Origin of the sequence: Pseudomonas sp. 43A, assembly GCF_013363935.1 — a bacterium.
Taxonomy (GTDB): domain Bacteria; phylum Pseudomonadota; class Gammaproteobacteria; order Pseudomonadales; family Pseudomonadaceae; genus Aquipseudomonas; species Aquipseudomonas crudilactis.
In genome coordinates this window covers 5,888,179-5,910,325 of sequence record NZ_CP054880.1, presented here as the reverse complement: position 1 = coordinate 5,910,325, position 22,147 = coordinate 5,888,179, and the positions used below count along the sequence as shown (strand labels likewise).

Here is a 22,147-nt window from a genome sequence, read left to right as displayed (position 1 = left end):
ATCATGGCCTGGCAGCCACATCGCCGGGCCATCAATAGAGAGCCGCGAGCACGCGGTTGTTTTCCGGCCGACCCCGCGTCGGCCGTTTTATGGGGAGTTCACAGTGAATCCGGTCAAAGTAGGCATCTGTGGGTTAGGGACCGTCGGTGGCGGTACCTTCAACGTACTTCAGCGCAACGCCGAGGAAATTGCTCGTCGTGCCGGGCGTGGGATCGAAGTGGCACAAATTGCCATGCGCACGCCAAAGCCTCAGTTCCAGACGACCGGTATTGCGATTACCAGCGATGTCTTCGAAGTGGCCACGAACCCTGAGATCGACATCGTCATAGAGCTGATGGGCGGCTACACCGTTGCCCGCGAGCTGGTACTCAAGGCCATCGAGAATGGCAAGCATGTGGTCACCGCGAACAAGGCTCTGATTGCCGTTCACGGTAATGAAATTTTCGCCAAGGCTCGCGAGAAAGGCGTGATCGTCGCATTCGAAGCGGCCGTGGCCGGTGGCATTCCGGTGATCAAGGCGATCCGTGAAGGCCTGTCCGCCAACCGCATCAACTGGGTCGCCGGGATCATCAACGGCACCGGTAACTTCATCCTCACGGAAATGCGCGAGAAGGGCCGTACCTTCGAAGACGTGCTGGCCGAAGCGCAGGCTCTGGGCTACGCCGAAACCGATCCGACCTTCGACGTTGAAGGCATCGACGCCGCGCACAAGCTGACGATTCTGGCCTCCATCGCGTTTGGCATTCCGCTGCAATTCGACAAGGCTTACACCGAAGGCATCACCAAGCTGACCACCGCCGACGTCAACTACGCCGAAGCGCTGGGCTATCGCATCAAGCACCTCGGTGTGGCGCGTAGCACTGCCGCCGGCATCGAGTTGCGCGTGCACCCGACGTTGATCCCGGCCGATCGCCTGATCGCCAACGTCAACGGCGTGATGAACGCGGTGATGGTCAACGGTGACGCCGCGGGCTCGACGCTGTTCTACGGCGCTGGCGCCGGCATGGAGCCAACCGCTTCGTCGGTGATCGCCGATCTGGTCGACGTGGTTCGCGCCATGACTTCCGATCCGGAAAACCGCGTGCCGCACCTGGCCTTCCAGCCGGATTCGCTGTCGGCCCATCCGATCCTGCCGATCGAAGCCTGCGAAAGCGCGTACTACCTGCGCATTCAGGCCAAGGACCATCCGGGCGTTCTCGCTCAGGTGGCGAGCATCCTCTCGGAGCGCGGCATCAACATCGAGTCGATCATGCAGAAGGAAGTCGAGGAACACGACGGTCTGGTGCCGATGATCCTGCTGACCCACCGTGTCGTGGAACAGCGCATCAACGATGCGATCGCCGCCCTCGAAGCGCTGGCCGGCGTCAATGGTCCGGTTGTACGGATCCGCGTCGAGCACCTGAACTAAACAGAAGCAGCTGCAAGCTTCGAGCTTCAAGCTGCAAGTAAAAGCAGAGCCGCTTTTCACTTGTAGCTTGCAGCTTACGGCTTGAAGCCCAAACCGAAGGTTTGAAATCATGCGTTATATCAGTACCCGCGGCCAGGCACCGGCCCTGAATTTCGAAGACGTCCTGCTGGCTGGTCTGGCGACCGACGGCGGTCTGTACGTTCCGGAAAACCTGCCACGTTTCACCCAGGAAGAGATCGCTTCCTGGGCCGGTCTGCCGTATCACGAACTGGCCTTCCGGGTGATGCGCCCGTTCGTCACCGGCAGCATTCCGGACGCCGATTTCAAAAAGATTCTCGAAGAAACCTACGGTGTGTTCTCGCACAGCGCCGTCGCGCCGCTGCGTCAGCTGAACGGCAACGAATGGGTGCTCGAGCTGTTCCACGGCCCGACCCTGGCGTTCAAGGACTTCGCCCTGCAACTGCTCGGTCGTCTGCTCGACTACGTGCTGGAAAAGCGCGGCGAGCGCGTTGTCATCGTCGGCGCCACCTCCGGTGACACCGGTTCGGCCGCCATCGAAGGCTGCAAGCACTGCGAAAACGTCGACATCTTCATCCTGCACCCGCACAACCGTGTGTCCGAAGTGCAGCGCCGGCAGATGACCACGATTTTCGGCGAGAACATCCACAACATCGCCATCGAAGGCAACTTCGATGACTGCCAGGAGATGGTCAAGAACAGCTTCGCCGACCAGAGCTTCCTCAAAGGCACGCGTCTGGTGGCGGTGAACTCGATCAACTGGGCACGGATCATGGCCCAGATCGTTTACTACTTCCATGCAGCCCTGCAGTTGGGCGGCCCGGCGCGTTCGGTGTCGTTCTCGGTGCCAACCGGTAACTTCGGCGACATCTTCGCCGGTTACCTGGCGCGCAACATGGGCCTGCCGATCAATCAGTTGATCGTCGCCACCAACCGCAACGACATCCTGCATCGCTTCATGAGCGGCAATCAGTACGTCAAGGAAACCCTGCACGCCACGCTGTCGCCGTCGATGGACATCATGGTCTCGTCGAACTTCGAACGCCTGCTGTTCGACCTGCACGGTCGCAACGGTGCGGCGATCGCCGGGCTGATGGACGCGTTCAAGCAAGGTGGTGGCTTCAGCGTCGAACAAGAGCGCTGGACCGAAGCGCGCAAACTGTTCGACTCGCTGGCTGTGGACGATGCGCAGACTTGCGAAACCATCGCCGAAGTCTACGAGCAGTGCGGTGAAGTGCTGGATCCGCACACCGCCATTGGCGTCAAGGCCGCGCGCGAATGCCGTCGCAGCCTGGACATTCCAATGGTGATCCTCGGCACCGCACATCCAGTTAAATTCCCGGATGCAGTGGAGAAAGCCGGTGTAGGAAAAGCGCTCGAACTGCCTGCACATCTTTCTGATTTGTTTGAGCGAAACGAGCGCTGCACCGTTCTGCCAAACGAGCTGAAAGCCGTGCAGGCCTTTGTCAGCCAGCATGGCAACCGCGGCAAGCCGCTTTAAGCCTGCAAAAGCTGTCACATTTTGAAGCCCGTCTCCTGACGGGCTTTTTTGTTTCTGCTGCCACACTGCTCGGGTTTTCACCCACGAAGGACGGGTGAGTCGATCACGAAGGAAGTGGCAATGCTGTTTTATAGAGGTTTGAAACCGGCACTGGGCTGGTTGTTCTTGTTCGGATTGCTCGGGTTGATGCGCTGCAGTGTGGCGGCGCAACTGGCGCTGAACGATGACGTTATGGCACTCAACGTCCAGCCTGTTGAACTGGACGCGCACGAGCGCCAATGGATTCGCGACAATCCGCGGGTAACGGTAGCGTCGGTGCAATACCCGTTGTATCTGTTCCAGGATGAACATGGACAGTGGAGCGGTTTGAACAATGATGTGCTCAAGCGCGTCACTGCGATGACCGGGTTGAAATTCATGCATCAGGAGTCGTTTTCCACCGATCACATGCTGGAGCGTCTCGAAAGCGGCCAGGCGGACATCAGTACGACCCTGGCGATGAGCGATGAGCGCAAGGCGTTTCTGGATTTCAGCCACGCCTTCGGTGGGGCTGGCTGGGTGTTTGTCGGGCGCGCCGGTGCGCCGTCGGTAGAGTCTCTGGAGCAACTCGCCAAGCGGGTGCTGGTGTTGCCGGCCCGGCACGCACTGGAGGATGTGATTCGACGCGATTACCCGTCGATCGAGATCCGTTCGGTCAAGACTTACGCCGAAGCGCGAGCATTGGTCGAAAGCGGCGAAGCCTACGCGACGATCGAGAATGAAATCGGGGCGCAACTTTACCCGCTGGGTCTGCTTAAGGTGGGTGGTTTGGTAGAAGGCAAATGGGAAGCTGATCATCTGGCCGTGCGCAAGGGCATGCCAGAGCTATTAAGTATTCTCAACAAGGCACTGGAGGCCTTTCCTGCTCCCGAGTTACGCGCCATTCGCCTGAAGTGGCTGGAGGGAATCTCGCTCAAGCCCGTCCCCACGCTCTGGCAACGGATGATTGAGTGGGGCTGTTGGGTAGCGGTGATCCTCGGTGTGTTCGGCTTGCTGTCGCTGGTGTGGAACCGCCGCCTGACGGTGGTGATCAAGCAACGCCGTGCTGCCGAGAAAAGCCTCGGTGATCAATTGGCGTTCCAGCACGCACTGATCGATTCCATGCCTGATCCGATGTTTGTCCGTGATCTTCAGGGGCGGCTGATCATGTGCAACCGCAGCTATGAAGAAGCGCTTTCGGTACGTCAGGATCAGGTGCAGGGGCGGCTGTTGATGGAGGTCGATGCGTTGCCAGAAGCAACCGCGCGCATGCTTCACGACGAATTCATGGTGCAGTTGCGCACGCGTAAGTCACGTTTCAGCAAGCGGCAATTGCTGTTCAAGAACGGTACGCGGGAGGTCTATCAGTGGACGGTGCCGTTTTACAGTGTCGATGGCAAATTGCGCGGACTGCTGGGCGGCTGGACGGACATTACCCAGCGCCGGGCAGAGAGCGGGTGCCGATGTCTGCATTGAGAATGGGAAATGTCCTATAAGACGCGGCTACTTTTCCGATGGGAGGCTTCAAAGGGCTGCCCTACAGTGAGTAGCAACTGCGGTGAGAGTCCGCGATTGTCGCTTCAGAGGTCGCCCATGCGCTCGCTTAAAGTCCTGATTCTTGAACCCAATCCGTTCCAGCTGATGGCGTTGCACCAAATGCTCAATGCTATCGGCATTTATGATGTCCTGACCGCGTCATCGCTGGCATCGGCCTTATGTTCACTGGGGCATCGTGGCGTGGTCGATATCGCTATTTGCGATCCGCAGCTCAAGGGCGGTGACGGCCTGGCCCTGATTCGGCACGTAGCAGTGGAGCGCGAAGCGCGGGCGCTGATCCTGCTGGGCGCGGTGGCGCCGAGCGTGCTCAACGACCTCCAACCGTTGCTGTGCGAGCATCGGTTGCGACTGCTGGGGCTTCTGCAAACACCTGTTTCGGCAGTACTGATGCGCAGTTTGCTGGACAGCTACCTGATTTCACCTTCGCTGCCGGTCGGGGCCTGAAGCGGCCGGTTATTTTTCTGTCATCTTTGCCGTGCATGCTCTGACAGACCGGTGATACCTCCGTGACACGCCGGTGCTGGCGAGCGGAATGCAGAACTTTCTTCTCGGGCCGGTGGTCATTTACTGTGGACACGCCCCAGACACAATGTTTTCGGACTATTGAGTGGAGATCGAGATGGAAAGTATCAGTCTATTGCTCGGTGAGGCTCTGAGCCCGTATCAGGTTTCTTTGTCTCCAAGCGGCGCCCACGGTGAATGCCTGGTGACCTTGAAGAACAGCAACGGCGCGATTGTAGTGGAGCGCCAATTCAACCAGGCGCAGTTGACCGACAAGCGCCAGTTGACCGATGTCGTTGACGGCTTGCACCGCGACATTCTGATTGCCGAAGGACGCCTGGAGCCCTGTGTGATTGCGGCCTTGCGTAATGCGGCTCTGGACAAGCGTCCGGCGCTCTGAAAATCAAACATCTTTTGTGGGAACCTTCCTGCATCCCTGTCAGTCAGACCCCATGACAGCAGGATCAAGCATTGTGCTCCGGTGCTTGTCGCTTGCTGTTACGGGCCTTATGCAGGCCACGTTTAACCCCGAGTCGTCTCCCCACTTCTCGGGGTTTCTTTTTGTCTGCAATTGGCTCAGGGCGCCGCTTGTTGCTCGAAGAATGATCGGGCCTGTTTGAGGTAATCGCTTCGCATCGCGGGGTCCAGCCAGTCGGCGTACAGCTGGTTCAGTTGATCGTGGGGGAGGGTGCGCAGCAGTTGGTTTATTTCGCTGATCGCCTGACGGCCCTGGTGTGTGTCGGAGCAGCCGATGTAGCCCGACAGATATTTACCGGTGCCGCGGATCGGATAAAACAGCAACTCGTCTTCGGCGATTTGCGCCAGATGAGCCTGATAACGAATTTCTGGCCAGTAGCCCAGCACCACCTGTAATCGTCCCAGGCGCTGCATCATCAGCAGACTGTTCAGGGCGTCATTGCCGTAATGAGGTGTCAGTGCGTCCCGTGGTGCCTGGCGCAGCAGGTCATCGACCATTTCACCGTAACTGCGCTCAGCCACGACACCGATTTTCTCTTTGCCATTGGCCAGGAGCGCTGCCAGATCGATTTCACCCTCCACGAGAAACGGCGCCAACACTTCGCGATCGTTCTGACGCACCACCAGCCCATTGCTGACGGCGCGAAAGGCCGGGATGGAGTACGCGATCCATTGCGTCCGCTCTTTGCTCCAGATCAGCGACGGGTCGCAGGTGAAGGAGGCTTCGTGAAGCATCTGGCTGCCTCGGGCTCGATTGACCCGCATCAACTGGTGTTCGTATTGCGGCATGCCGGCGATCAGCATTGGCATGAGGTGATCAATGACGCCCTGGCCCTTTTTCGGGCCTTCGAAAATAGTCAGTGGCGGCAAGTCGCGCAATAACCAGGTCAACGTCGGTTTCGCCTGAGCCCAAGCAGGCAAGGTCAATAGAAACACCAGGCCGAACAACCGCCACGTCCACCACTGGTGGGCGCGATTGGCGTCCGGTGTCGGCAGGCGTTTCAGCTTAAATGGCTCCGTCTTCGCGCAACCGGGCGATCTGCTTTTCGTCGTAGCCAAGATCGTGGAGTACCTGCGCATTGTGTTCACCGAGCTGCGGCCCGACCCATTCGGAGGAGCCCGGTGTCTCTGAGAGTTTCGGCACGATCCCCGGCATCTTGAAAGGTTTGCCGTCTGGCAGTTTGGCGTGAAGGAACATTTCCCGGGCCAGATACTGCGGATCGTTGAACATGTCTTCGGCACTGAAGATCCGGCTGGCCGGCACCTCGGCCTGATTGAGCAGGTCGAGCACGCTTTGCAGCGGCAGCGAATTGACCCAGCGATCGATCACGCCGTACAACTCGTCGCGACGATTGTCACGCCCGTCGTTGCTGGTCAGGGTAGGGTCATTGGCCAGGTCTTCACGGCCGATGATCAGCATGAAGCGTTTGAAGATCGCGTCACCATTGGCGCCGATCTGCACGTGTTTGCCGTCGGCACTGGTGTGGATGGAGGAGGGTGTGATGCCAGGCATGATGTTGCCGGTGCGCTCACGGATAAAACCGAACACGTCGAACTCCGGCACCATGCTTTCCATCATCGCGAAAATCGCTTCATACAACGCCACATCGACAACCTGACCAGTGCCACCGTTGACCTCGCGATGACGCAGAGCCATCAGCGCGCCGATCACGCCCCACAACGCGGCAATCGAGTCGCCGATGGAAATCCCGGTACGCACCGGTGGCCGGTCCTCGAAGCCAGTGATGTAGCGCAGACCGCCCATGGACTCGCCGACCGCGCCGAAGCCAGGCTGGTCCTTCATCGGCCCGGTCTGGCCAAAACCGGACAGGCGCACCATCACCAGTTTCGGGTTCAGCGCGTGCAGGGTGTCCCAACTCAGGCCGAGTTTTTCCAGCACGCCTGGGCGGAAATTCTCGATGAGGATGTCGGCTTCGCTGAGCAGTTGTTTCAGGATCGCCAAACCGTCAGGGTGTTTGAGGTTCAGCGTCAGCGACTTTTTATTGCGCGCCTGGACGAACCACCACAGCGACGTGCCTTCATACAGTTTTCGCCACTTGCGCAATGGATCCCCGCCGTCCGGCGATTCGATCTTGATCACTTCGGCACCGAACTCCCCGCAAATGCGCGAGGCAAACGGCCCGGCAATCAATGTACCCAATTCAATGACTTTCAGACCTGAGAGCGGTTTGCTGGTGAACGGCATGCGAAATCCTGTAGGACAAGGCTGAGCGGATACAGCGTTTTAACATAGCCGGCTGTCAGACGCCGCAGCTTGATCGCCATCAATTCGATGATTGCCTACCGCATCGGTTAGACTTGCCGACTTTCCTCGTATCAAGAAGCCCGTTCATGGCCCAGCCGTCCACTACCTACAAGTTTGAACTGAACCTCACCGACCTCGACCGCAGTGTCTACGAGAGCGTCAAGCAGACCATCGCCCGTCACCCTTCGGAAACCGAAGAGCGCATGACCGTGCGACTGCTGGCCTACGCCCTCTGGTACAACGAGCAGTTGTCGTTTGGTCGCGGTCTGTCAGACGTGGATGAACCTGCACTGTGGGAAAAGAGCCTGGATGATCGTGTTCTGCACTGGATCGAAGTCGGCCAGCCGGACGCCGACCGTCTGACCTGGTGCTCGCGTCGCACCGAGCGCACCAGCCTGCTGGCCTACGGCAGCCTGCGCGTTTGGGAAACCAAGGTGATCCCGGCGATCAAGAACCTGAAAAACGTCAACATCGCTGCGGTTCCGCAAGAAGTGCTGGAAACCCTGGCCAAGGACATGCCCCGCGTTATCAAGTGGGACGTGATGATCAGCGAAGGGACGATCTTCGTCACCGACGATCGTGGTCAGCACGAAGTTCAGTTGCAATGGCTGCAAGGTGAGCGCGGCTGATCCCGCGCCTTCAACTGATTAATCCCACGTATTAAAGAGAAGTTTCCGTCACCCCATGCGTATCGAACCTCGTCAACTGCCTGCCACGCTGCCCTTTCTGGGTGATATTCCGCCGCTGCTGACCCGCCTGTATGCGGCGCGGGGCGTGCAGTCCGAGGCGGAGCTGGACAAGAGTCTGGCGCGGTTGATCCCGTTTCAGCAGCTCAAGGGCATCGACGCGGCGGTGGACTTGCTGGTGACAGCGCTGGAACAACGCCAGCGCATTCTCATCGTCGGCGACTTCGATGCGGACGGCGCGACGGCCAGCACGGTTGGCATGCTTGGTTTGCGTCTGCTCGGTGCGGCGCACGTCGATTATCTGGTGCCGAACCGTTTCGAATATGGCTATGGCCTGACTCCGGAAATCGTTGAAGTCGCTTTGACTCGGGAGCCGCATTTGCTGGTCACCGTCGACAACGGCATCTCCAGCGTCGAAGGTGTGGCGGCGGCGAAAAAGGCCGGGCTCAAAGTGCTGATCACCGACCACCATTTGCCCGGCGAAGAACTGCCGCAGGCGGATGCGTTGGTCAACCCGAACCAGCCTGGTTGCGAATTCCCGAGCAAGGCACTGGCCGGCGTCGGGGTCATTTTTTATGTGTTGATGGCGTTGCGCGCGCGCCTGCGCAGCCTCGGCTGGTACGAGAACAAGCCGCAGCCGAACATCGGCGAACTGCTCGATCTGGTGGCGCTGGGCAGCGTCGCTGACGTGGTGCCGCTGGACGCCAACAACCGGATTCTGGTGCATCAAGGCTTGGAACGGATTCGCGCCGGTCGCGCACGGCCGGGGATCAAAGCGATCCTTGAAGTGGCCAAGCGAGACGCTGCGCGCATCACCTCCACCGATCTGGGGTTTATCGTCGGGCCGCGCCTGAACGCGGCCGGGCGTCTGGATGACATGAGCCTGGGCATCGAATGCTTGCTCACCGCCGACGCCAACCTGGCCCGGGAAATGGCCGCGCAACTGGACGGCATGAACCAGGATCGCAAATCCATCGAGCAGGGCATGCAGCGTGAAGCGCTGGCGCAGCTCAAGGACTTGCCGGTCGAGTCGATGCCGTTTGGTTTGTGCCTGTTCGATTCCGAGTGGCACCAGGGTGTGATCGGCATCCTCGCTTCACGCATGAAAGAACGTTACTTCCGTCCGACCATTGCCTTTGCCGATGCGGGCGATGGTTTGCTCAAGGGCTCGGGGCGTTCGGTGCAAGGTTTCCACATTCGCGATGCCTTGAGCGTGGTAGCGGCGCAGCATCCAAACCTGATCGCCAAGTACGGTGGCCATGCAATGGCGGCCGGTCTGACCTTGCCGCAGGAGAATTTTCCGCTGTTCGCCGAGGCCTTTGACGCTGAAGTGCGTAGGCAACTTCGCGAAGACGACCTCACCGGGCGCATGCTGACCGATGGCACGCTGGCGGTCGAAGAGTTCCACCTCGAACTGGCTCGCGCGCTGCGCCACGCTGGGCCTTGGGGGCAGCACTTCCCGGAGCCGCTGTTTCATGGCGTGTTTCAGTTGGTCGAACAGCGCGTGGTCGGTGAACGACACCTGAAAGTGGTGCTGAAAAGCGAGTGCGGTTCGGTGAAGCTGGATGGCATTGCGTTTGGTATTGACCGGGATATCTGGCCGAACCCGACGATCAAGTGGGTTGAACTGGCTTATAAGCTCGACGTTAACGAGTTTCGGGGGAATGAGACTGTTCAGTTGATGATTGCCCATATCGAACCGCGCTAAGTCCTTCGCGAGCAGGCTCGCTCCCACATTTGGAATGCATATCCCCTGTGGGAGCGACGGTGCGACGATTCGACCTGCTCGCGAAAGCATCCGTTCACACACTGAATCACTCTGAACCCTCCCTCATCCCCGGTTGTCGACTAGGCTCTAAGCACTGCTTGATTGGCCTTGTGACTTCTTGTCGAATTTTTTTGCCCGCGGGGGCGGGTGCTGCACCTTTTTCCTGTCACTCGTCGACTATTCAAACAGAACCCTGGAGCCTGCCCACTGATTTGAGAGGTGCCCCATGAGTCTGCTGCTTGAACCCTTCACTCTTCGCCAACTGACCCTGCCCAACCGCATCGCCGTCTCACCGATGTGCCAGTACTCCAGCGTCGACGGCCTGGCCAACGACTGGCATCTGGTGCACCTCGGTAGTCGCGCGGTGGGTGGCGCCGGTCTGGTCTTCACCGAAGCCACGGCGGTCACCGCCGATGGGCGGATCACCGCCGAAGACCTGGGCCTGTGGAGCGACGAACAGATCGAACCGCTGCAACGTATTACTCGCTTTATTACCTCCCAAGGCGCGGTTGCCGGCATTCAACTGGCCCACGCCGGGCGCAAGGCGAGCACTCATCGGCCGTGGATCGGCAAGCACGGCAGCGTCAAACCCGATGATGGCGGCTGGACCCCGGTCGGGCCGTCGCCGATTGCTTTCGATCCGCAGCACACACAACCGAAACAGCTGGATGAAGGGCAGATCGCCGAAGTCATTCAGGCGTTTGTCGACGCCGCCAAGCGCGCGCTGAAGGCGGGTTTCAGTGTGGTCGAGGTACACGCGGCGCATGGTTATCTGCTGCATCAGTTTCTTTCGCCGCTGAGCAATCAGCGCCGCGATCAGTACGGTGGTTCGTTTGAGAACCGCATTCGTCTGGTGCTGCAAGTCACTGAAGCGGTGAGAGCGGTCTGGCCTGAGGAGTTGCCGGTGTTTGTCCGCGTGTCGGCGACTGACTGGGTGGAAGACGGCTGGAATCCGGATGAAACCGTGGAGCTGGCGCGACGCCTGCACACTCTTGGCGCGGATCTGATCGACGTGTCGTCAGGCGGCACCGCAGCCAACGCGGAGATCCCCGTCGGGCCGGGTTATCAGACGCGTTTCGCTGAACGCGTACGCAAAGAGTCGGGCATCGCCACAGGTACCGTGGGAATGATTACCGAGCCGGCGCAGGCCGAGCATATTCTGCGCACCTGTCAGGCCGACATCATCTTCCTCGCCCGAGAGCTGCTGCGTGATCCGTACTGGCCGCTGCATGCCGACGATGATCTGGGTGGGCGTAAAGCGGTGTGGCCGGCGCAGTATCAGCGCGCGACTCATCGGGATCAGCCGATTCATGAGTCTGATTTGCGCGATTGAGTATTAGCGATAAAGCAAAAAGCCCCGGTCAGTGATGGCCGGGGCTTTGTTTTTTATCTGCTGAGTGTTGATGTGCCCGTGCAGCCTTCGCGAGCAAGCTCGCTCCCACATTGGATCGATGTCGGTCATGATTTTTGTAATCGGCCGAGATCAACTGTGGGAGCGAGCTTGCTCGCGAAGAGGCCCGCCCAAACGCTAGAGAATCATCAAGGGTACTTTCGCTTGTCCGGCGCCGGCGGGAAGTACTGGTACAACCAGGTCTCGCTCAACGTGCGGTCATTGGTGCGGATAAACAAGCGCAGCTCCACCGGCTCAACACTGTCATTGGTCGGGTACCAGTCAAACAGGATCCGGTAACCCTTGATGTCATCCAGCACCAGCACGCTGAAGTCCTGCACCTTGCCGTTCGAGCAGGTCACCACCGGCTCGATCCCGGTGCCCTGCGGCAGGCGATCGAGACCGCCGCCCGTGAAGTCCACGGCAAAACGGCGCGCCCAGACTGGCGGGTAGTGTTCGCCCGGTGCCCAACCTTCGGTGAATCCGCCCATTCCGGAACGGGTCGCATGAACCCGTGCCAACGGCGTACCCACTGGCGGCAATGCGCTCCAATAAAGCTTGTAGCCGTAGTTCAGCGAATCCCCGGCAGCGACCGGTTTTTTCGGGGTCCAGAATGCCACGATGTTGTCGAGAGTCTCGCCGGTGGTGGGAATTTCCAGCAGATCAATAGAGCCTTCGCCCCACGCTGTGGTCGGTTCGACCCACAAGCTCGGACGCTTGCTGTACCAGTCGACGGTGTCCTGATAGTTGGCGAATTCATGGTCGGTCTGCACCAGACCGAAACCTTTCGGATCGGTGTCGGCAAATGCATTGAATTGCAGGGTCGCCGGGTTGTTCAGCGGACGGCAGATCCACTCGCCGTTGCCGCGCCACATCGCCAGACGATCCGAGTCGTGGATCTGCGGGTGGATGGTGTCGCACATGCGGCGCTCGTGGGTGCCGCAACTGAACATACTGGTCATCGGCGAGATGCCCAATTGCTCGATTGCCGTGCGCGCATTGATGTGCGCATCGACTTCCATCACCACGCGCTCGGCCTGGCAGTCGATGTCGAAACGGTAAGCGCCAGTGGCACTCGGCGAGTCGAGCAGGGCATACACCACAAATCGGGTGGCGTTCTTGTCCGGTGTCTCGAACCAGAACTTGGTGAAGTCAGGGAATTCTTCGCGTTTTTTCGCGTACGTGTCGATCGCCAGACCGCGCGCCGAGAGGCCATATTGGCCAGTGGCGTCTACCGCACGGAAATAACTGGCGCCGAGGAACGACAACACATCGTGACGATCCAGCTCCGGCGCTTTGAACAGCTTGAAGCCGGCAAAACCGAGGTCACCCTTGAGCTGCTGGGTGTCGACAGAAGTGTTTTCATAGTTGAACAGTGCCGGGCGGAAATGCACCTCGCGGGCAGTGCGCGTCTTGGCGTCGACGCTGTACATGCGCACCGGCTGACGGAATCCCATGCCGACGTGGAAGAACTGCACGTCCAGCTGCCCCTTGTTTTCCTTCCACAGCGAATGCTCGCCGTCGTAGCGGATCGCGTTGAAGTTCTGCGGGGTCATGGTCGCCAGGGTTGGCGGCAGCACCTGTTTGGTGTCCTGATAGGCGCTGCCAGCCAGTTGCTTGGCCTGGCGCTTCAGCGCTTCGAAGTCGAAGGCCTGCGCCTCGCCATCGGCGGCGCCGCCATTGGCCGCCCACGCACGGCTGGCCAGCAGGCCAGTGGCTGAAAGACCGGTGTAAGCCGCAATGGCCATGGACGCTTTGAGCAAATTCCTGCGGTGCATAAATACAACCTGTCGTGTGCAATCCCGCGCCGTTCCTGGCACGTGCTGGATCAGAAATAACGGTTCGGACAAGCCTTCGGCCAAACGCAACGGACTATTAACAGATGCCCGCTAGCTTAAACGGTTCGCTCGCATTGCAAAATTCGTTGATTCACCGCGCCAGTGTGTCAATGAAACAAGACATGTCGGTTAAAAATCTGACAGGGCGTTCTGATTTACACGGCATATCTGCTTTTTTCGACTAATTACTCTAAAAACCGCTTTTCAGCGCCGATTTAATTTCTATTCTATGGGCATGACCGGTGCTGACCGGTAGGGCACACGGCGCTGCTGTAAGGGGCAGGGCGATGTGGTGGTTTAGCAATTCTTTGAAGTATTGAAGGACATCGTCCATGGCAAAAATACAAGGGATCACCGACATGTTGGGCATCTTTCCTTGCCTGGGCAGCGGCCGCAAAAGGCGCCGGCTCAGCTCTGACGAAGTGAAGCTGGTGGAGCGTTATCGGGAGCTTTCAGAAGGGGACCGGATTGCGATGCGCTATCTGGTGGATGCGATGCGGAGTGTTTCGCGGTTTTAACGCTGGGGTGGGCACCGTGAAAGCCATTGGGCTTTTACGGTGGCCAGGTCAATCAAATTGCCTGCGTCGGCATCGGTGATGCTGACGTGAATGGCTTTCTGAAGCTCGGCACTGTCGTTTAGTTTCAGGTAAGAGATCGCAAAGCTTTCATCACAGGGAATCACTTCCTCAATCTGAGGAAATTTGAGAACAGTTCTACTCATCTGAATTCAACTCGCTAGAGGTGACACGCTAAACCTGTGGCGAGGGAGCTAGCTTCCTCGCCACAGGTTTTTTGTTCACTGGGGTTTAGCGACAAGTCCCCTGAACCGGATACGGCCGCTGGCCGTGCATCAACTCTGGTACATCCCGCCATTTGACCCACGCCTGCTGCTGCCAGTGCAGCAGTGGCACGGTGACGCCTGCCCAGTGCATCGAACGCAGACTTGGGTGGTTTTCCACTGGACTTGAATGGGTTTCACGCAGCATCGGGATGACTTCATGGCTCAACCACTGGCGCAGGTGACGGTTTTCCGGGACGAAGTGATGGACGAGCAGGGCGAACAGGCCGGACTCGCTGACCATCGCGCAATCGATGATTTCGCCGTCCCGACGCAGAAGGACATGGCGACGCTGGTCGGGATCGAGTTTTATGGTGAGGCGCTCGTTTAGCGGATAGCCCATCAGGCGACCGAGATCTTGCACGCAGAACCAGGCTTCGTGGTCTTGCATGAAGGTGTGGAGGAAGCGGTTGTGGCGGGTGAAGATGGTGGGGGTGAAGAAAGCGGAGGTTTCAGAAGGAATTTGTACGTGGTTAGGCATTTTTCGACTCCAATATTGAGAATAGAGCCGCCACTCAAATGAGTGCGGTCACGCCGTTTTGATATTTACTCCGGCTCCGACACCGGGCCGCTGATTTCGCTGCCGAGAGAAAGCCTATCGGCTAGCAACCTACGACGCCAAGTCGGCTCTATCGACACCTACTGTAGGAAAGCGAGCTTGTTTCTGAAGGCGGTATCTGTAGGAAATGCCTGATTTTGTAGTGTCGGCAGCAACCGACCGCCCAAGCTGTAGTTTTTCCTTTATCTATTTGGGTCCACGGAATGAACCGCATGAGTGCCATCAGGGCTAAGAGGTCGAGGCCTGCAATCCGGTAAAAATAATCCTGCGATAAGCGGAGGTTGCAGATATCTCGATCAAGTAATACGTTGTTCCATTGAGTAATACTTTAGGGGTATGACATGTCGACGACCATGACCAGCAAGGGGCAAGTCACAATCCCCAAGCCAATTCGTGATGCTTTGCATCTTACGCCGGGCTCGGCCATTGAGTTCAGCGTCAACGATCATGGCGAAGTGGTTCTGCATAGTGCTAAGCGCGAATCGGGAAAAGCGCGAACTCCTGATCGATTTGATGCCGTAAGGGGCAAAGCCGATATCAAATGGCGAACCGATGATTTGATGGCCTTGCTCCGAGGGGATGATTGATGGTGCTGGTCGATACGAATGTGTTGATTGATGTGCTCGAAGACGATCCGGTCTGGGCCGATTGGTCGATTCAGCAACTTCGTGCTCAATCACTGATCCATGAGTTAGCCATCAACCCGATAGTTTATGCAGAGCTATCACAGACATTTTCGACGTTTGAGGCATTGGACGGAGTAGTGAGTCAACTGGGATTGGTCATGCAGGAGATTCCTAGACCCGCACTGTTTTTAGCTGGTAAGGCCTTCGTGAAGTATCGGAAGGTTGGCGGTGGAAAGCATAATGTTCTGGCGGATTTTTTCATCGGAGCACATGCGGCCGTAAAAAAATTACCCTTGTTGACGAGAGACTCCAAGCGTTACCGCACTTATTTCCCTTCAGTCGAATTGATAACGCCGTCCTGAGCTTATGGATTGCTACACGACGTGCGGTCTCGCAAATCGCCCCGGTTACAATGAACCTACCGGGGCGATTCTGCTTTAGCGACTCACCTTCCACGCATCCCCAGCCGGCGCCTTGCCATGGTCATACGGCTTGCCAATCCACATATAAACCAAGCCCAAGCCAATCACGATGGCCGTGCTCAACACCATCGCATAGTTCACGTACCACGCCGCATCCGGCGTACGTGGCCAGGCCATGTTGATGATGGCGCCAACGCCATACACCAGCGCGCCGATGTTCACCGGCCAGCCCCAGGCGCCGAGGGTGAATTTGCCGCTCGGTTTCCAGCCTTTGCTGCGGGCGTACAGCGCGGCCAGCACGATCATCTGGAATGCGAGGTAGATGCCGATGGCGGCGAAGCTGACGATGGTGGCGACGGCGTCTTGCAGGAAGAAGCCGAGGGCGATGATCAGCGCGGGCAGGACGCCGGACACGAACAGTGCGGCAACCGGTACTTGGGTGGTAGGAGAAATCTTTTTCAGCAGTCGGCTGCCGATGACCATTTCATCGCGAGCGTAGGAGTACAGCAGACGGCTCGCCGCTGCTTGCAGGCTGATGACGCAGGAGATGAAGGAAATCATCACCACGCCCATCACCACTTTCGAACCGACCGGGCCGAAGGCGTTGTTGAGGATGGTGGTGACCGGGTCTTTGTCGGTGCCGTTGATCACCGCTTGCATGTCCGGCACAGCGAGGATCAGCGCCAGGCAGGCGAACATTGCTGCGATGCCGCCGATGTAGATGGTCATGCGCATGGCCACCGGGATTTTTGCGCTCGGGTTCGGGGTTTCTTCAGCGACGTCGCCGCAGGCCTCGAAGCCGTAGTAGAGGAACATCCCCGCCAGCGATGCGGTGAGGAAGGCCGGCAGGTACGAGCCGTCGATGCTGATGTCGAAGGTGTTGAACAGCACGCTGAGCGGTTGATGGCGTTCGAATACCAGCAGGTACACGCCGACGATCACCGCGCCCACCAGTTCGCAGAGAAAACCGAACATGGCGATGCGCGCCAGCACTTTGGTGCCGCTGAGGTTGACCAGTGTGGCGAACAGGGTCAGCACCAGGGCGATGACGATGTTGGTGTTGTTGCTCGGTTCAAAACCGAGCATCGCGGCCAGGTACGGGCCAGCGCCGACGGCAACTGCAGCAATGGTTACGCAGAGGGCGATGGAGTAGATCCAGCCGACCATCCATGCCCATTTTTTACCGACCAATCGGCGTGCCCACGGGTAAACGCCGCCGGAAATCGGGAACTGTGAAACCACTTCGCCGAAGATCAGGCACACCAGCAACTGGCCGCACCCGACCAGCAAGTAGGCCCAGAACATCGGTGGGCCGCCCGCGGCGAGGCACAGGCCGAAGAGGGTATAAACCCCTACGACCGGTGACAGATAAGTGAAGCCCAAAGCGAAGTTTTCCCACAGGCTCATGCTGCGGTTGAAGTTCGAGGTGTAGCCCAGTTTGCGCAGTTGTTCGGCATCGCTGTCGGCGACGGCTGCGGCGAGATCGGGTGAGGAACTCATGTGTGTTTGCTCCGTGAAATCGGCAGATTTCGGATGGCCGAGGCCGTGGCGGGGCCATGCAGGCGCCGCCCGGGTCGGTAGTTATTGTTTTGGGATCCTGGTGGTGCGTAATGCCGGTTTCCTTCCTGAAACCGGGGTGACGCCTTCGCGAGCAGGCTCGCGAAGCTTGTAAAGGCTTAGTGCTTGAACATCACATGCCGAACCGTGGTGTAGTCCTCCAGCCCATACATGGACATGTCCTTGCCGTAACCGGACAATTTCTGACCGCCATGGGGCATTTCGCTGACAAGCATGAAGTGCGTATTCACCCATGTGCAGCCGTACTGCAAACGCGCCGACATGCGATGCGCGCGTCCTACATCCGCTGTCCACACGGAGGACGCCAGGCCGTAGTCCGAATCGTTGGCCCATTCCAGTGCCTGTGCTTCATCAGTGAACTTTGTCACTGAAACCACCGGCCCAAACACTTCGCGACGCACGATCTCGTCGTCCTGCTGGGCATCGGCCAGTACGGTCGGTTCAAAGAAGAAGCCGTTACCGTCAACAGCCTTGCCACCAGTGATCAAACGAATGTGCGACTGCGCCACGGCACGCTCGACAAACCCGGCCACACGGTCGCGATGTTGCGCGGTGATCAGCGGCCCGAGTTCAGTCGATGGATCATCCTGCAAGCCGTACTTGATGCTGCTGACCGCCGCGCCAAGCTTCTCGACGAACTTGTCGTAGACGCCCTGCTGCGCGTAGATCCGGCACGCGGCGGTGCAGTCCTGCCCGGCGTTGTAGAAACCAAAGGTACGAATGCCTTCCACCGCCGCATCGATATCGGCGTCGTCGAAGATGATCACCGGCGCCTTGCCGCCCAGTTCCATGTGCATGCGTTTGACGCTGTCGGCAGTGCTGGAAATGATGTTGGCGCCTGTGGCGATGGAGCCGGTCAGCGAAACCATGCGCACTTTCGGGTGAGTAACCAATGGGCTGCCAACGGTAGGACCGCGGCCAAACACCAGATTGAGTACACCGGCCGGGAAGATTTCCGACGCCAGTTCGGCCAGACGCAACGCGGTCAGCGGGGTTTGTTCCGACGGCTTGAGCACCACGGTATTACCGGCCGCCAGCGCCGGGGCGATTTTCCAGGCGACCATCATCAGCGGGTAGTTCCACGGCGCGATGGAGGCGATCACACCGACCGGGTCGCGACGGATCATTGAAGTATGGCCGGGCAGGTATTCGCCAGCGGCCGAACCGCTCATGCAACGGCTGGCGCCGGCGAAGAAACGGAACACGTCGGCGATCGCCGGAATCTCGTCGTTGAGCGCGGCGGTGTAGGGTTTGCCGCAGTTATCGGATTCGAGTTTGGCCAGCTCTTCGCCGTGGGCTTCGATGGCGTCGGCGAGTTTGAACAGCAACAGCGAGCGGTCTTTTGGCGCGGTTTGCGACCAGTCGGCGAAGGCGTTGTCGGCAGCGCGCACGGCGGCATCGACCTGGGCTTCGCTGGCTTCGTTGATTTCTACCAGGACTTCGCCGAGCGAGGGATTGAGCACTGGTTGCGCCGGGCCTTCACCGTTGACCAGTTGGCCGTTGATCAGGAGTTTGGTTTGCATGGTTTTGTCCTCTTTGCAGCAATTGTTATTTTTCTGAAGAAACCGAAACCCTGTGGGAGCGAGCTTGCTCGCGAAGGCGGTGTGTCAGTCGACATCAATGTTGAATGTCATGGCCTCTTCGCGAGCAAGCTCGCTCCCACAGGGGAAAGTGGATATCGGTTGAATATTTATTTGCCGCCGCTGCCGGCAACGCTTTCGCCACCGCGCGTCAGGTAATACGCGCCGAGAATCGGCAGCATGGTCACCATCATCACCAGCATCGCGACGACATTGGTCACTGGCACATCCCGTGGTCGGCTCAGTTGATTGAGCAGCCACAACGGCAACGTGCGTTCATGCCCGGCGGTAAACGTGGTGACGATGATCTCGTCGAACGACAGCGCAAACGCCAACATGCCGCCGGCCAGCAACGCCGAGCCGAGGTTGGGCAGAATGATGTAGCGAAAGGTCTGCCAGCCATCGGCTCCGAGATCCATCGAGGCCTCGATCAAACTGTGTGAAGTGCGGCGCAGGCGGGCGATAACATTGTTGTAGACGATCACCACGCAGAAGGTCGCGTGCCCAACGATGATGGTGAACATCCCCGGCTCGATGCCCAGCGTTTTGAACGTCGCCAGCAGCGCGATCCCGGTGATGATCCCCGGCAACGCAATCGGCAAAATCAGCATCAGTGAAATGCCCTGTTTGCCGAAGAATTCCCGGCGGTATAACGCTGCCGATGCGAGCGTGCCGAGCACCATCGCAATCAGCGTAGCGATGGCTGCGATCTGCAATGAAAGCTTGATCGATTCCAGTACATCCGGCCGGGAAAACGCCACGCTGAACCAGTGCAATGTGAAGCCCTTCGGCGGAAAACTGAACGCAGCTTCCTCGGTGTTGAAGGCGTAAAGAAAGATGATCAGGATCGGGAAGTGCAGAAACACCAACCCGCCCCAGGCAGCGATTTTCAGGCCTAGAGAGGCATGCCCTTGTGATGAAGAGTCAGAGCGCATCGAAAGCCCCCAGTCGTTTGACGATGGACAGGTAAACCGCGATCAACACAATCGGCACCAGCGTGAACGCCGCCGCCATCGGCATATTGCCGATCGCACCTTGCTGCGCGTAGACCATGCTGCCGACGAAGTAGCCCGGCGGCCCGACCAGTTGCGGCACGATGAAGTCGCCCAAGGTCAGCGAAAACGTGAAGATCGAACCGGCGGCAATGCCCGGAATCGACAGCGGCAAAATCACCTGCATAAAGGTCTGACGCGGCTTCGCGCCCAAGTCGGCAGAGGCCTGCAACAGCGACGGCGGCAGACGTTCCAGCGACGCCTGAATCGGCAGAATCATGAACGGCAGCCAGATATAGACAAACACCATGAACCGCCCCAGATGCGAGGTCGACAAGGTGCTGCCGCCCACCCCGGGAATCCCCAGAATGAACTGCAACACCGGCTCCAATCCAAGGTGCTGCACGAACCACTGCGCCACGCCGCCCTTGGCCAGCAGCAACGTCCACGCATACGCCTTGACGATGTAACTGGCCCACATCGGCATCATCACCGCGATGTAGAAAAACGCCTTGGTTTTGCCCGTGGTGTAGCGCGCCATGTAATAGGCGATCGGGAACGCGACGATGGCGCTGGCGATCGACACGACGATGGCCATGCTCAACGTGCGCAGGATGATGTCGAAGTTCGACGGCTGAAACAGTGCGGCAAAATTCGCCAGGGTCAGGTCCGGAGTGACCGCCATGGTGAAGTCGTCGAAGGTGTAGAAACCCTGCCACAACAGCACCAGCAACGAGCCGAGATAGATCGCGCCAAACCACAGCAGCGGCGGCACCAGCAGCATCGACAGATACAGGTTCGGCTTGCGGTAGAGCAGGTTGGAAAACCGGCGCAACGGCGGCGATGCAGTCATCGCGAGCGTGCTCATGTCACACCCCGCTCGTCACGGTGTCGTGCAACGGGATCATCGCTTCCCGCGCCCAACGTGCACTCAGGCGCTGGCCGGTCTGATGCTGTGCGCTGCTGTCGATCCACTGACTGTTGGCGTGGCTGATGCTCAAGGTCTGGCCGTTTTCCAGTTTCAATTCATAGCGCGTGGCGCTGCCTTGATACTGGATGTCGTGGAGCAGACCGCTGACTTCGATTTCGTGGCTGGCCAGCGGACCTTCGGCGAAACGCACGTGTTCAGGGCGGATCGAAAACGGCTGCGGATGGCCGCTGATTTCACGGGCCAGATCGCCGCGAATGACGTTCGAGGTGCCGACGAATTCAGCCACGAATGTAGTGGTCGGTTTCATGTACAGATTGCGCGGCGTGTCGACCTGTTCGATGCGGCCCTTGTTGAATACGGCGACGCGATCGGACATCGACAGCGCTTCGGTTTGATCGTGGGTGACGAAGATGAAGGTGATGCCGAGTTGGCGTTGCAGCTTCTTCAATTCGCTTTGCATCTGTTCGCGAAGTTTCAGATCGAGGGCGCCCAAAGGCTCGTCGAGCAACAGCACGCGCGGGCGATTGACCAAGGCGCGGGCGAGGGCGACACGCTGGCGCTGACCACCGGACAACTGCGCCGGTTTTCGTGCGCCGTAACCGCCGAGGGCGACCATGTCCAAGGCTTCTTCGGCGCGTTTATGGCGCTCGGTTTTGCCGACGCCTTTGACCTTCAAGCCGTAGGCGACGTTGTCGAGGACGTTCATGTGCGGGAACAGCGCGTAATCCTGAAACACCGTGTTGACGTCGCGTTGATACGGCGGCAAACCGGCCGCTTCAGCACCGTGGATGCGGATCGAGCCGGTGCTCGGTTGTTCGAACCCGGCGATCAGGCGCAGGCAGGTGGTTTTGCCCGAGCCGGAAGGGCCGAGCATGGAAAAGAACTCGCCGTCCTCGATATCGATGGAAACCCGGTCAACGGCCTTCACGTCGCCGAACTGCCGGGAAACGTTGGTGAACTGGACTGCAAGCGTCATGGTGCGGTGCTCCAAAAAGGCGAAGGCCGTCGCAGCGGCCCTGCCTGGACTTCTGAAAAATCTGAAACATCTAACGGTGAATGCGATCTGCTTTTAGCTCCCTCTCCCTCCGGGAGAGGGCGGGGGGTGAGGGTGGCTTTATTGGCCGTTGCTCTGAAGTCAAAGGCAAGGTCAAAAGCTACCCCCTCACCCCAGCCCTCTCCCCCAAGGGAGCGAG

Annotated in this window: 20 protein-coding genes; 11 read left to right on the top strand and 9 right to left on the bottom strand. The window is 58.9% G+C overall.

Annotated features, from left to right (window positions below):
* Positions 1–103 precede the first annotated feature (103 nt).
* From HUW52_RS26050 to HUW52_RS26030, 5 genes are all read left to right on the top strand, one after another.
* Positions 104–1,408 carry a homoserine dehydrogenase gene (locus HUW52_RS26050; RefSeq protein WP_175555257.1) on the top strand — a complete coding sequence of 435 codons (1,305 nt, stop codon included), beginning with the start codon at positions 104–106 and terminating at the stop codon, positions 1,406–1,408.
* Positions 1,409–1,517: 109 nt separating this feature from the next.
* The gene (thrC, locus tag HUW52_RS26045; protein WP_175555256.1) at positions 1,518–2,927 is read left to right on the top strand and encodes a threonine synthase; all 1,410 of its coding nucleotides are present in this window, start codon (positions 1,518–1,520) and stop codon (positions 2,925–2,927) included.
* Positions 2,928–3,047: 120 nt separating this feature from the next.
* Positions 3,048–4,421 carry a transporter substrate-binding domain-containing protein gene (locus HUW52_RS26040; protein WP_175555255.1) on the top strand — a complete coding sequence of 458 codons (1,374 nt, stop codon included), beginning with the start codon at positions 3,048–3,050 and terminating at the stop codon, positions 4,419–4,421.
* Between the two features lie 117 nt (positions 4,422–4,538).
* A complete protein-coding gene (locus tag HUW52_RS26035) occupies positions 4,539–4,946 on the top strand; it encodes a response regulator (protein WP_016986380.1) in 408 nt (135 codons plus the stop codon).
* A 175-nt stretch (positions 4,947–5,121) separates the two neighbouring features.
* Entirely contained in the window at positions 5,122–5,403 is a 282-nt protein-coding gene (locus HUW52_RS26030) for a DUF3509 domain-containing protein (protein WP_016986381.1), read from the top strand.
* Between the two features lie 176 nt (positions 5,404–5,579).
* Here HUW52_RS26030 and HUW52_RS26025 read toward each other — a convergent pair whose 3' ends face one another.
* Positions 5,580–6,560, bottom strand: a complete 981-nt coding sequence (locus HUW52_RS26025; RefSeq protein ID WP_175555254.1) for a TIGR02285 family protein — start codon at positions 6,558–6,560, stop codon at positions 5,580–5,582.
* Positions 6,487–7,686, bottom strand: a complete 1,200-nt coding sequence (locus HUW52_RS26020) for a CaiB/BaiF CoA-transferase family protein (protein ID WP_016986383.1) — start codon at positions 7,684–7,686, stop codon at positions 6,487–6,489. Before HUW52_RS26020 ends, HUW52_RS26025 begins: the two co-directional genes overlap by 74 nt.
* Before the next feature lie 146 nt (positions 7,687–7,832).
* Here HUW52_RS26020 and HUW52_RS26015 point away from each other — a divergent pair, with 146 nt between their 5' ends.
* The 3 genes from HUW52_RS26015 (at position 7,833) to HUW52_RS26005 (ending at position 11,533) form a co-directional block, all read left to right on the top strand.
* Positions 7,833–8,375 carry a YaeQ family protein gene (locus HUW52_RS26015; RefSeq protein WP_007908961.1) on the top strand — a complete coding sequence of 181 codons (543 nt, stop codon included), beginning with the start codon at positions 7,833–7,835 and terminating at the stop codon, positions 8,373–8,375.
* A 55-nt stretch (positions 8,376–8,430) separates the two neighbouring features.
* Positions 8,431–10,140 (top strand): single-stranded-DNA-specific exonuclease RecJ, encoded by a 1,710-nt coding sequence (gene recJ / locus HUW52_RS26010; RefSeq protein ID WP_175555253.1) that lies wholly within the window; start codon positions 8,431–8,433, stop codon positions 10,138–10,140.
* Positions 10,141–10,426: 286 nt separating this feature from the next.
* The gene (locus tag HUW52_RS26005) at positions 10,427–11,533 is read left to right on the top strand and encodes an NADH:flavin oxidoreductase/NADH oxidase (protein ID WP_175555252.1); all 1,107 of its coding nucleotides are present in this window, start codon (positions 10,427–10,429) and stop codon (positions 11,531–11,533) included.
* A gap of 206 nt (positions 11,534–11,739) precedes the next feature.
* Here the strand turns inward: HUW52_RS26005 and HUW52_RS26000 are convergent, their stop codons facing one another.
* The gene (locus tag HUW52_RS26000; protein ID WP_038357769.1) at positions 11,740–13,368 is read right to left on the bottom strand and encodes a glucan biosynthesis protein D; all 1,629 of its coding nucleotides are present in this window, start codon (positions 13,366–13,368) and stop codon (positions 11,740–11,742) included.
* A 392-nt stretch (positions 13,369–13,760) separates the two neighbouring features.
* Here HUW52_RS26000 and HUW52_RS25995 point away from each other — a divergent pair, with 392 nt between their 5' ends.
* Positions 13,761–13,946 (top strand): hypothetical protein, encoded by a 186-nt coding sequence (locus tag HUW52_RS25995; RefSeq protein ID WP_175555251.1) that lies wholly within the window; start codon positions 13,761–13,763, stop codon positions 13,944–13,946.
* 288 nt (positions 13,947–14,234) lie between these two features.
* On the opposite strand, the gene HUW52_RS25990 is transcribed toward HUW52_RS25995, so the two are convergent.
* Positions 14,235–14,747: a Bro-N domain-containing protein gene (locus tag HUW52_RS25990; protein ID WP_175555250.1), complete on the bottom strand. Its 513-nt coding sequence runs from the start codon at positions 14,745–14,747 to the stop codon at positions 14,235–14,237.
* A 419-nt stretch (positions 14,748–15,166) separates the two neighbouring features.
* On the opposite strand from HUW52_RS25990, the gene HUW52_RS25985 reads away from it, so the two are divergent.
* Positions 15,167–15,412, top strand: coding sequence for an AbrB/MazE/SpoVT family DNA-binding domain-containing protein (locus tag HUW52_RS25985; RefSeq protein ID WP_016986389.1), 246 nt, complete (start codon positions 15,167–15,169; stop codon positions 15,410–15,412).
* On the top strand, positions 15,412–15,813 hold the full coding sequence (locus tag HUW52_RS25980) for a type II toxin-antitoxin system VapC family toxin (protein ID WP_016986390.1): 402 nt from the start codon (positions 15,412–15,414) through the stop codon (positions 15,811–15,813). The genes HUW52_RS25985 and HUW52_RS25980 overlap by 1 nt, the downstream gene beginning before the upstream one ends.
* A gap of 75 nt (positions 15,814–15,888) precedes the next feature.
* Here the strand turns inward: HUW52_RS25980 and HUW52_RS25975 are convergent, their stop codons facing one another.
* The 5 genes from HUW52_RS25975 to HUW52_RS25955 all read right to left on the bottom strand — a co-directional run bounded on the left by HUW52_RS25975 (position 15,889) and on the right by HUW52_RS25955 (position 21,930).
* The gene (locus HUW52_RS25975) at positions 15,889–17,373 is read right to left on the bottom strand and encodes an APC family permease (RefSeq protein ID WP_175555249.1); all 1,485 of its coding nucleotides are present in this window, start codon (positions 17,371–17,373) and stop codon (positions 15,889–15,891) included.
* A gap of 176 nt (positions 17,374–17,549) precedes the next feature.
* A complete protein-coding gene (locus HUW52_RS25970) occupies positions 17,550–18,974 on the bottom strand; it encodes a gamma-aminobutyraldehyde dehydrogenase (protein ID WP_175555248.1) in 1,425 nt (474 codons plus the stop codon).
* A 167-nt stretch (positions 18,975–19,141) separates the two neighbouring features.
* Positions 19,142–19,966, bottom strand: coding sequence for an ABC transporter permease (locus tag HUW52_RS25965; protein WP_175555247.1), 825 nt, complete (start codon positions 19,964–19,966; stop codon positions 19,142–19,144).
* Positions 19,956–20,876 carry an ABC transporter permease gene (locus tag HUW52_RS25960; protein ID WP_007908947.1) on the bottom strand — a complete coding sequence of 307 codons (921 nt, stop codon included), beginning with the start codon at positions 20,874–20,876 and terminating at the stop codon, positions 19,956–19,958. The genes HUW52_RS25965 and HUW52_RS25960 overlap by 11 nt, the downstream gene beginning before the upstream one ends.
* Positions 20,877–20,892: 16 nt before the next feature.
* On the bottom strand, positions 20,893–21,930 hold the full coding sequence (locus HUW52_RS25955; RefSeq protein ID WP_175555246.1) for an ABC transporter ATP-binding protein: 1,038 nt from the start codon (positions 21,928–21,930) through the stop codon (positions 20,893–20,895).
* Positions 21,931–22,147 lie beyond the last annotated feature (217 nt).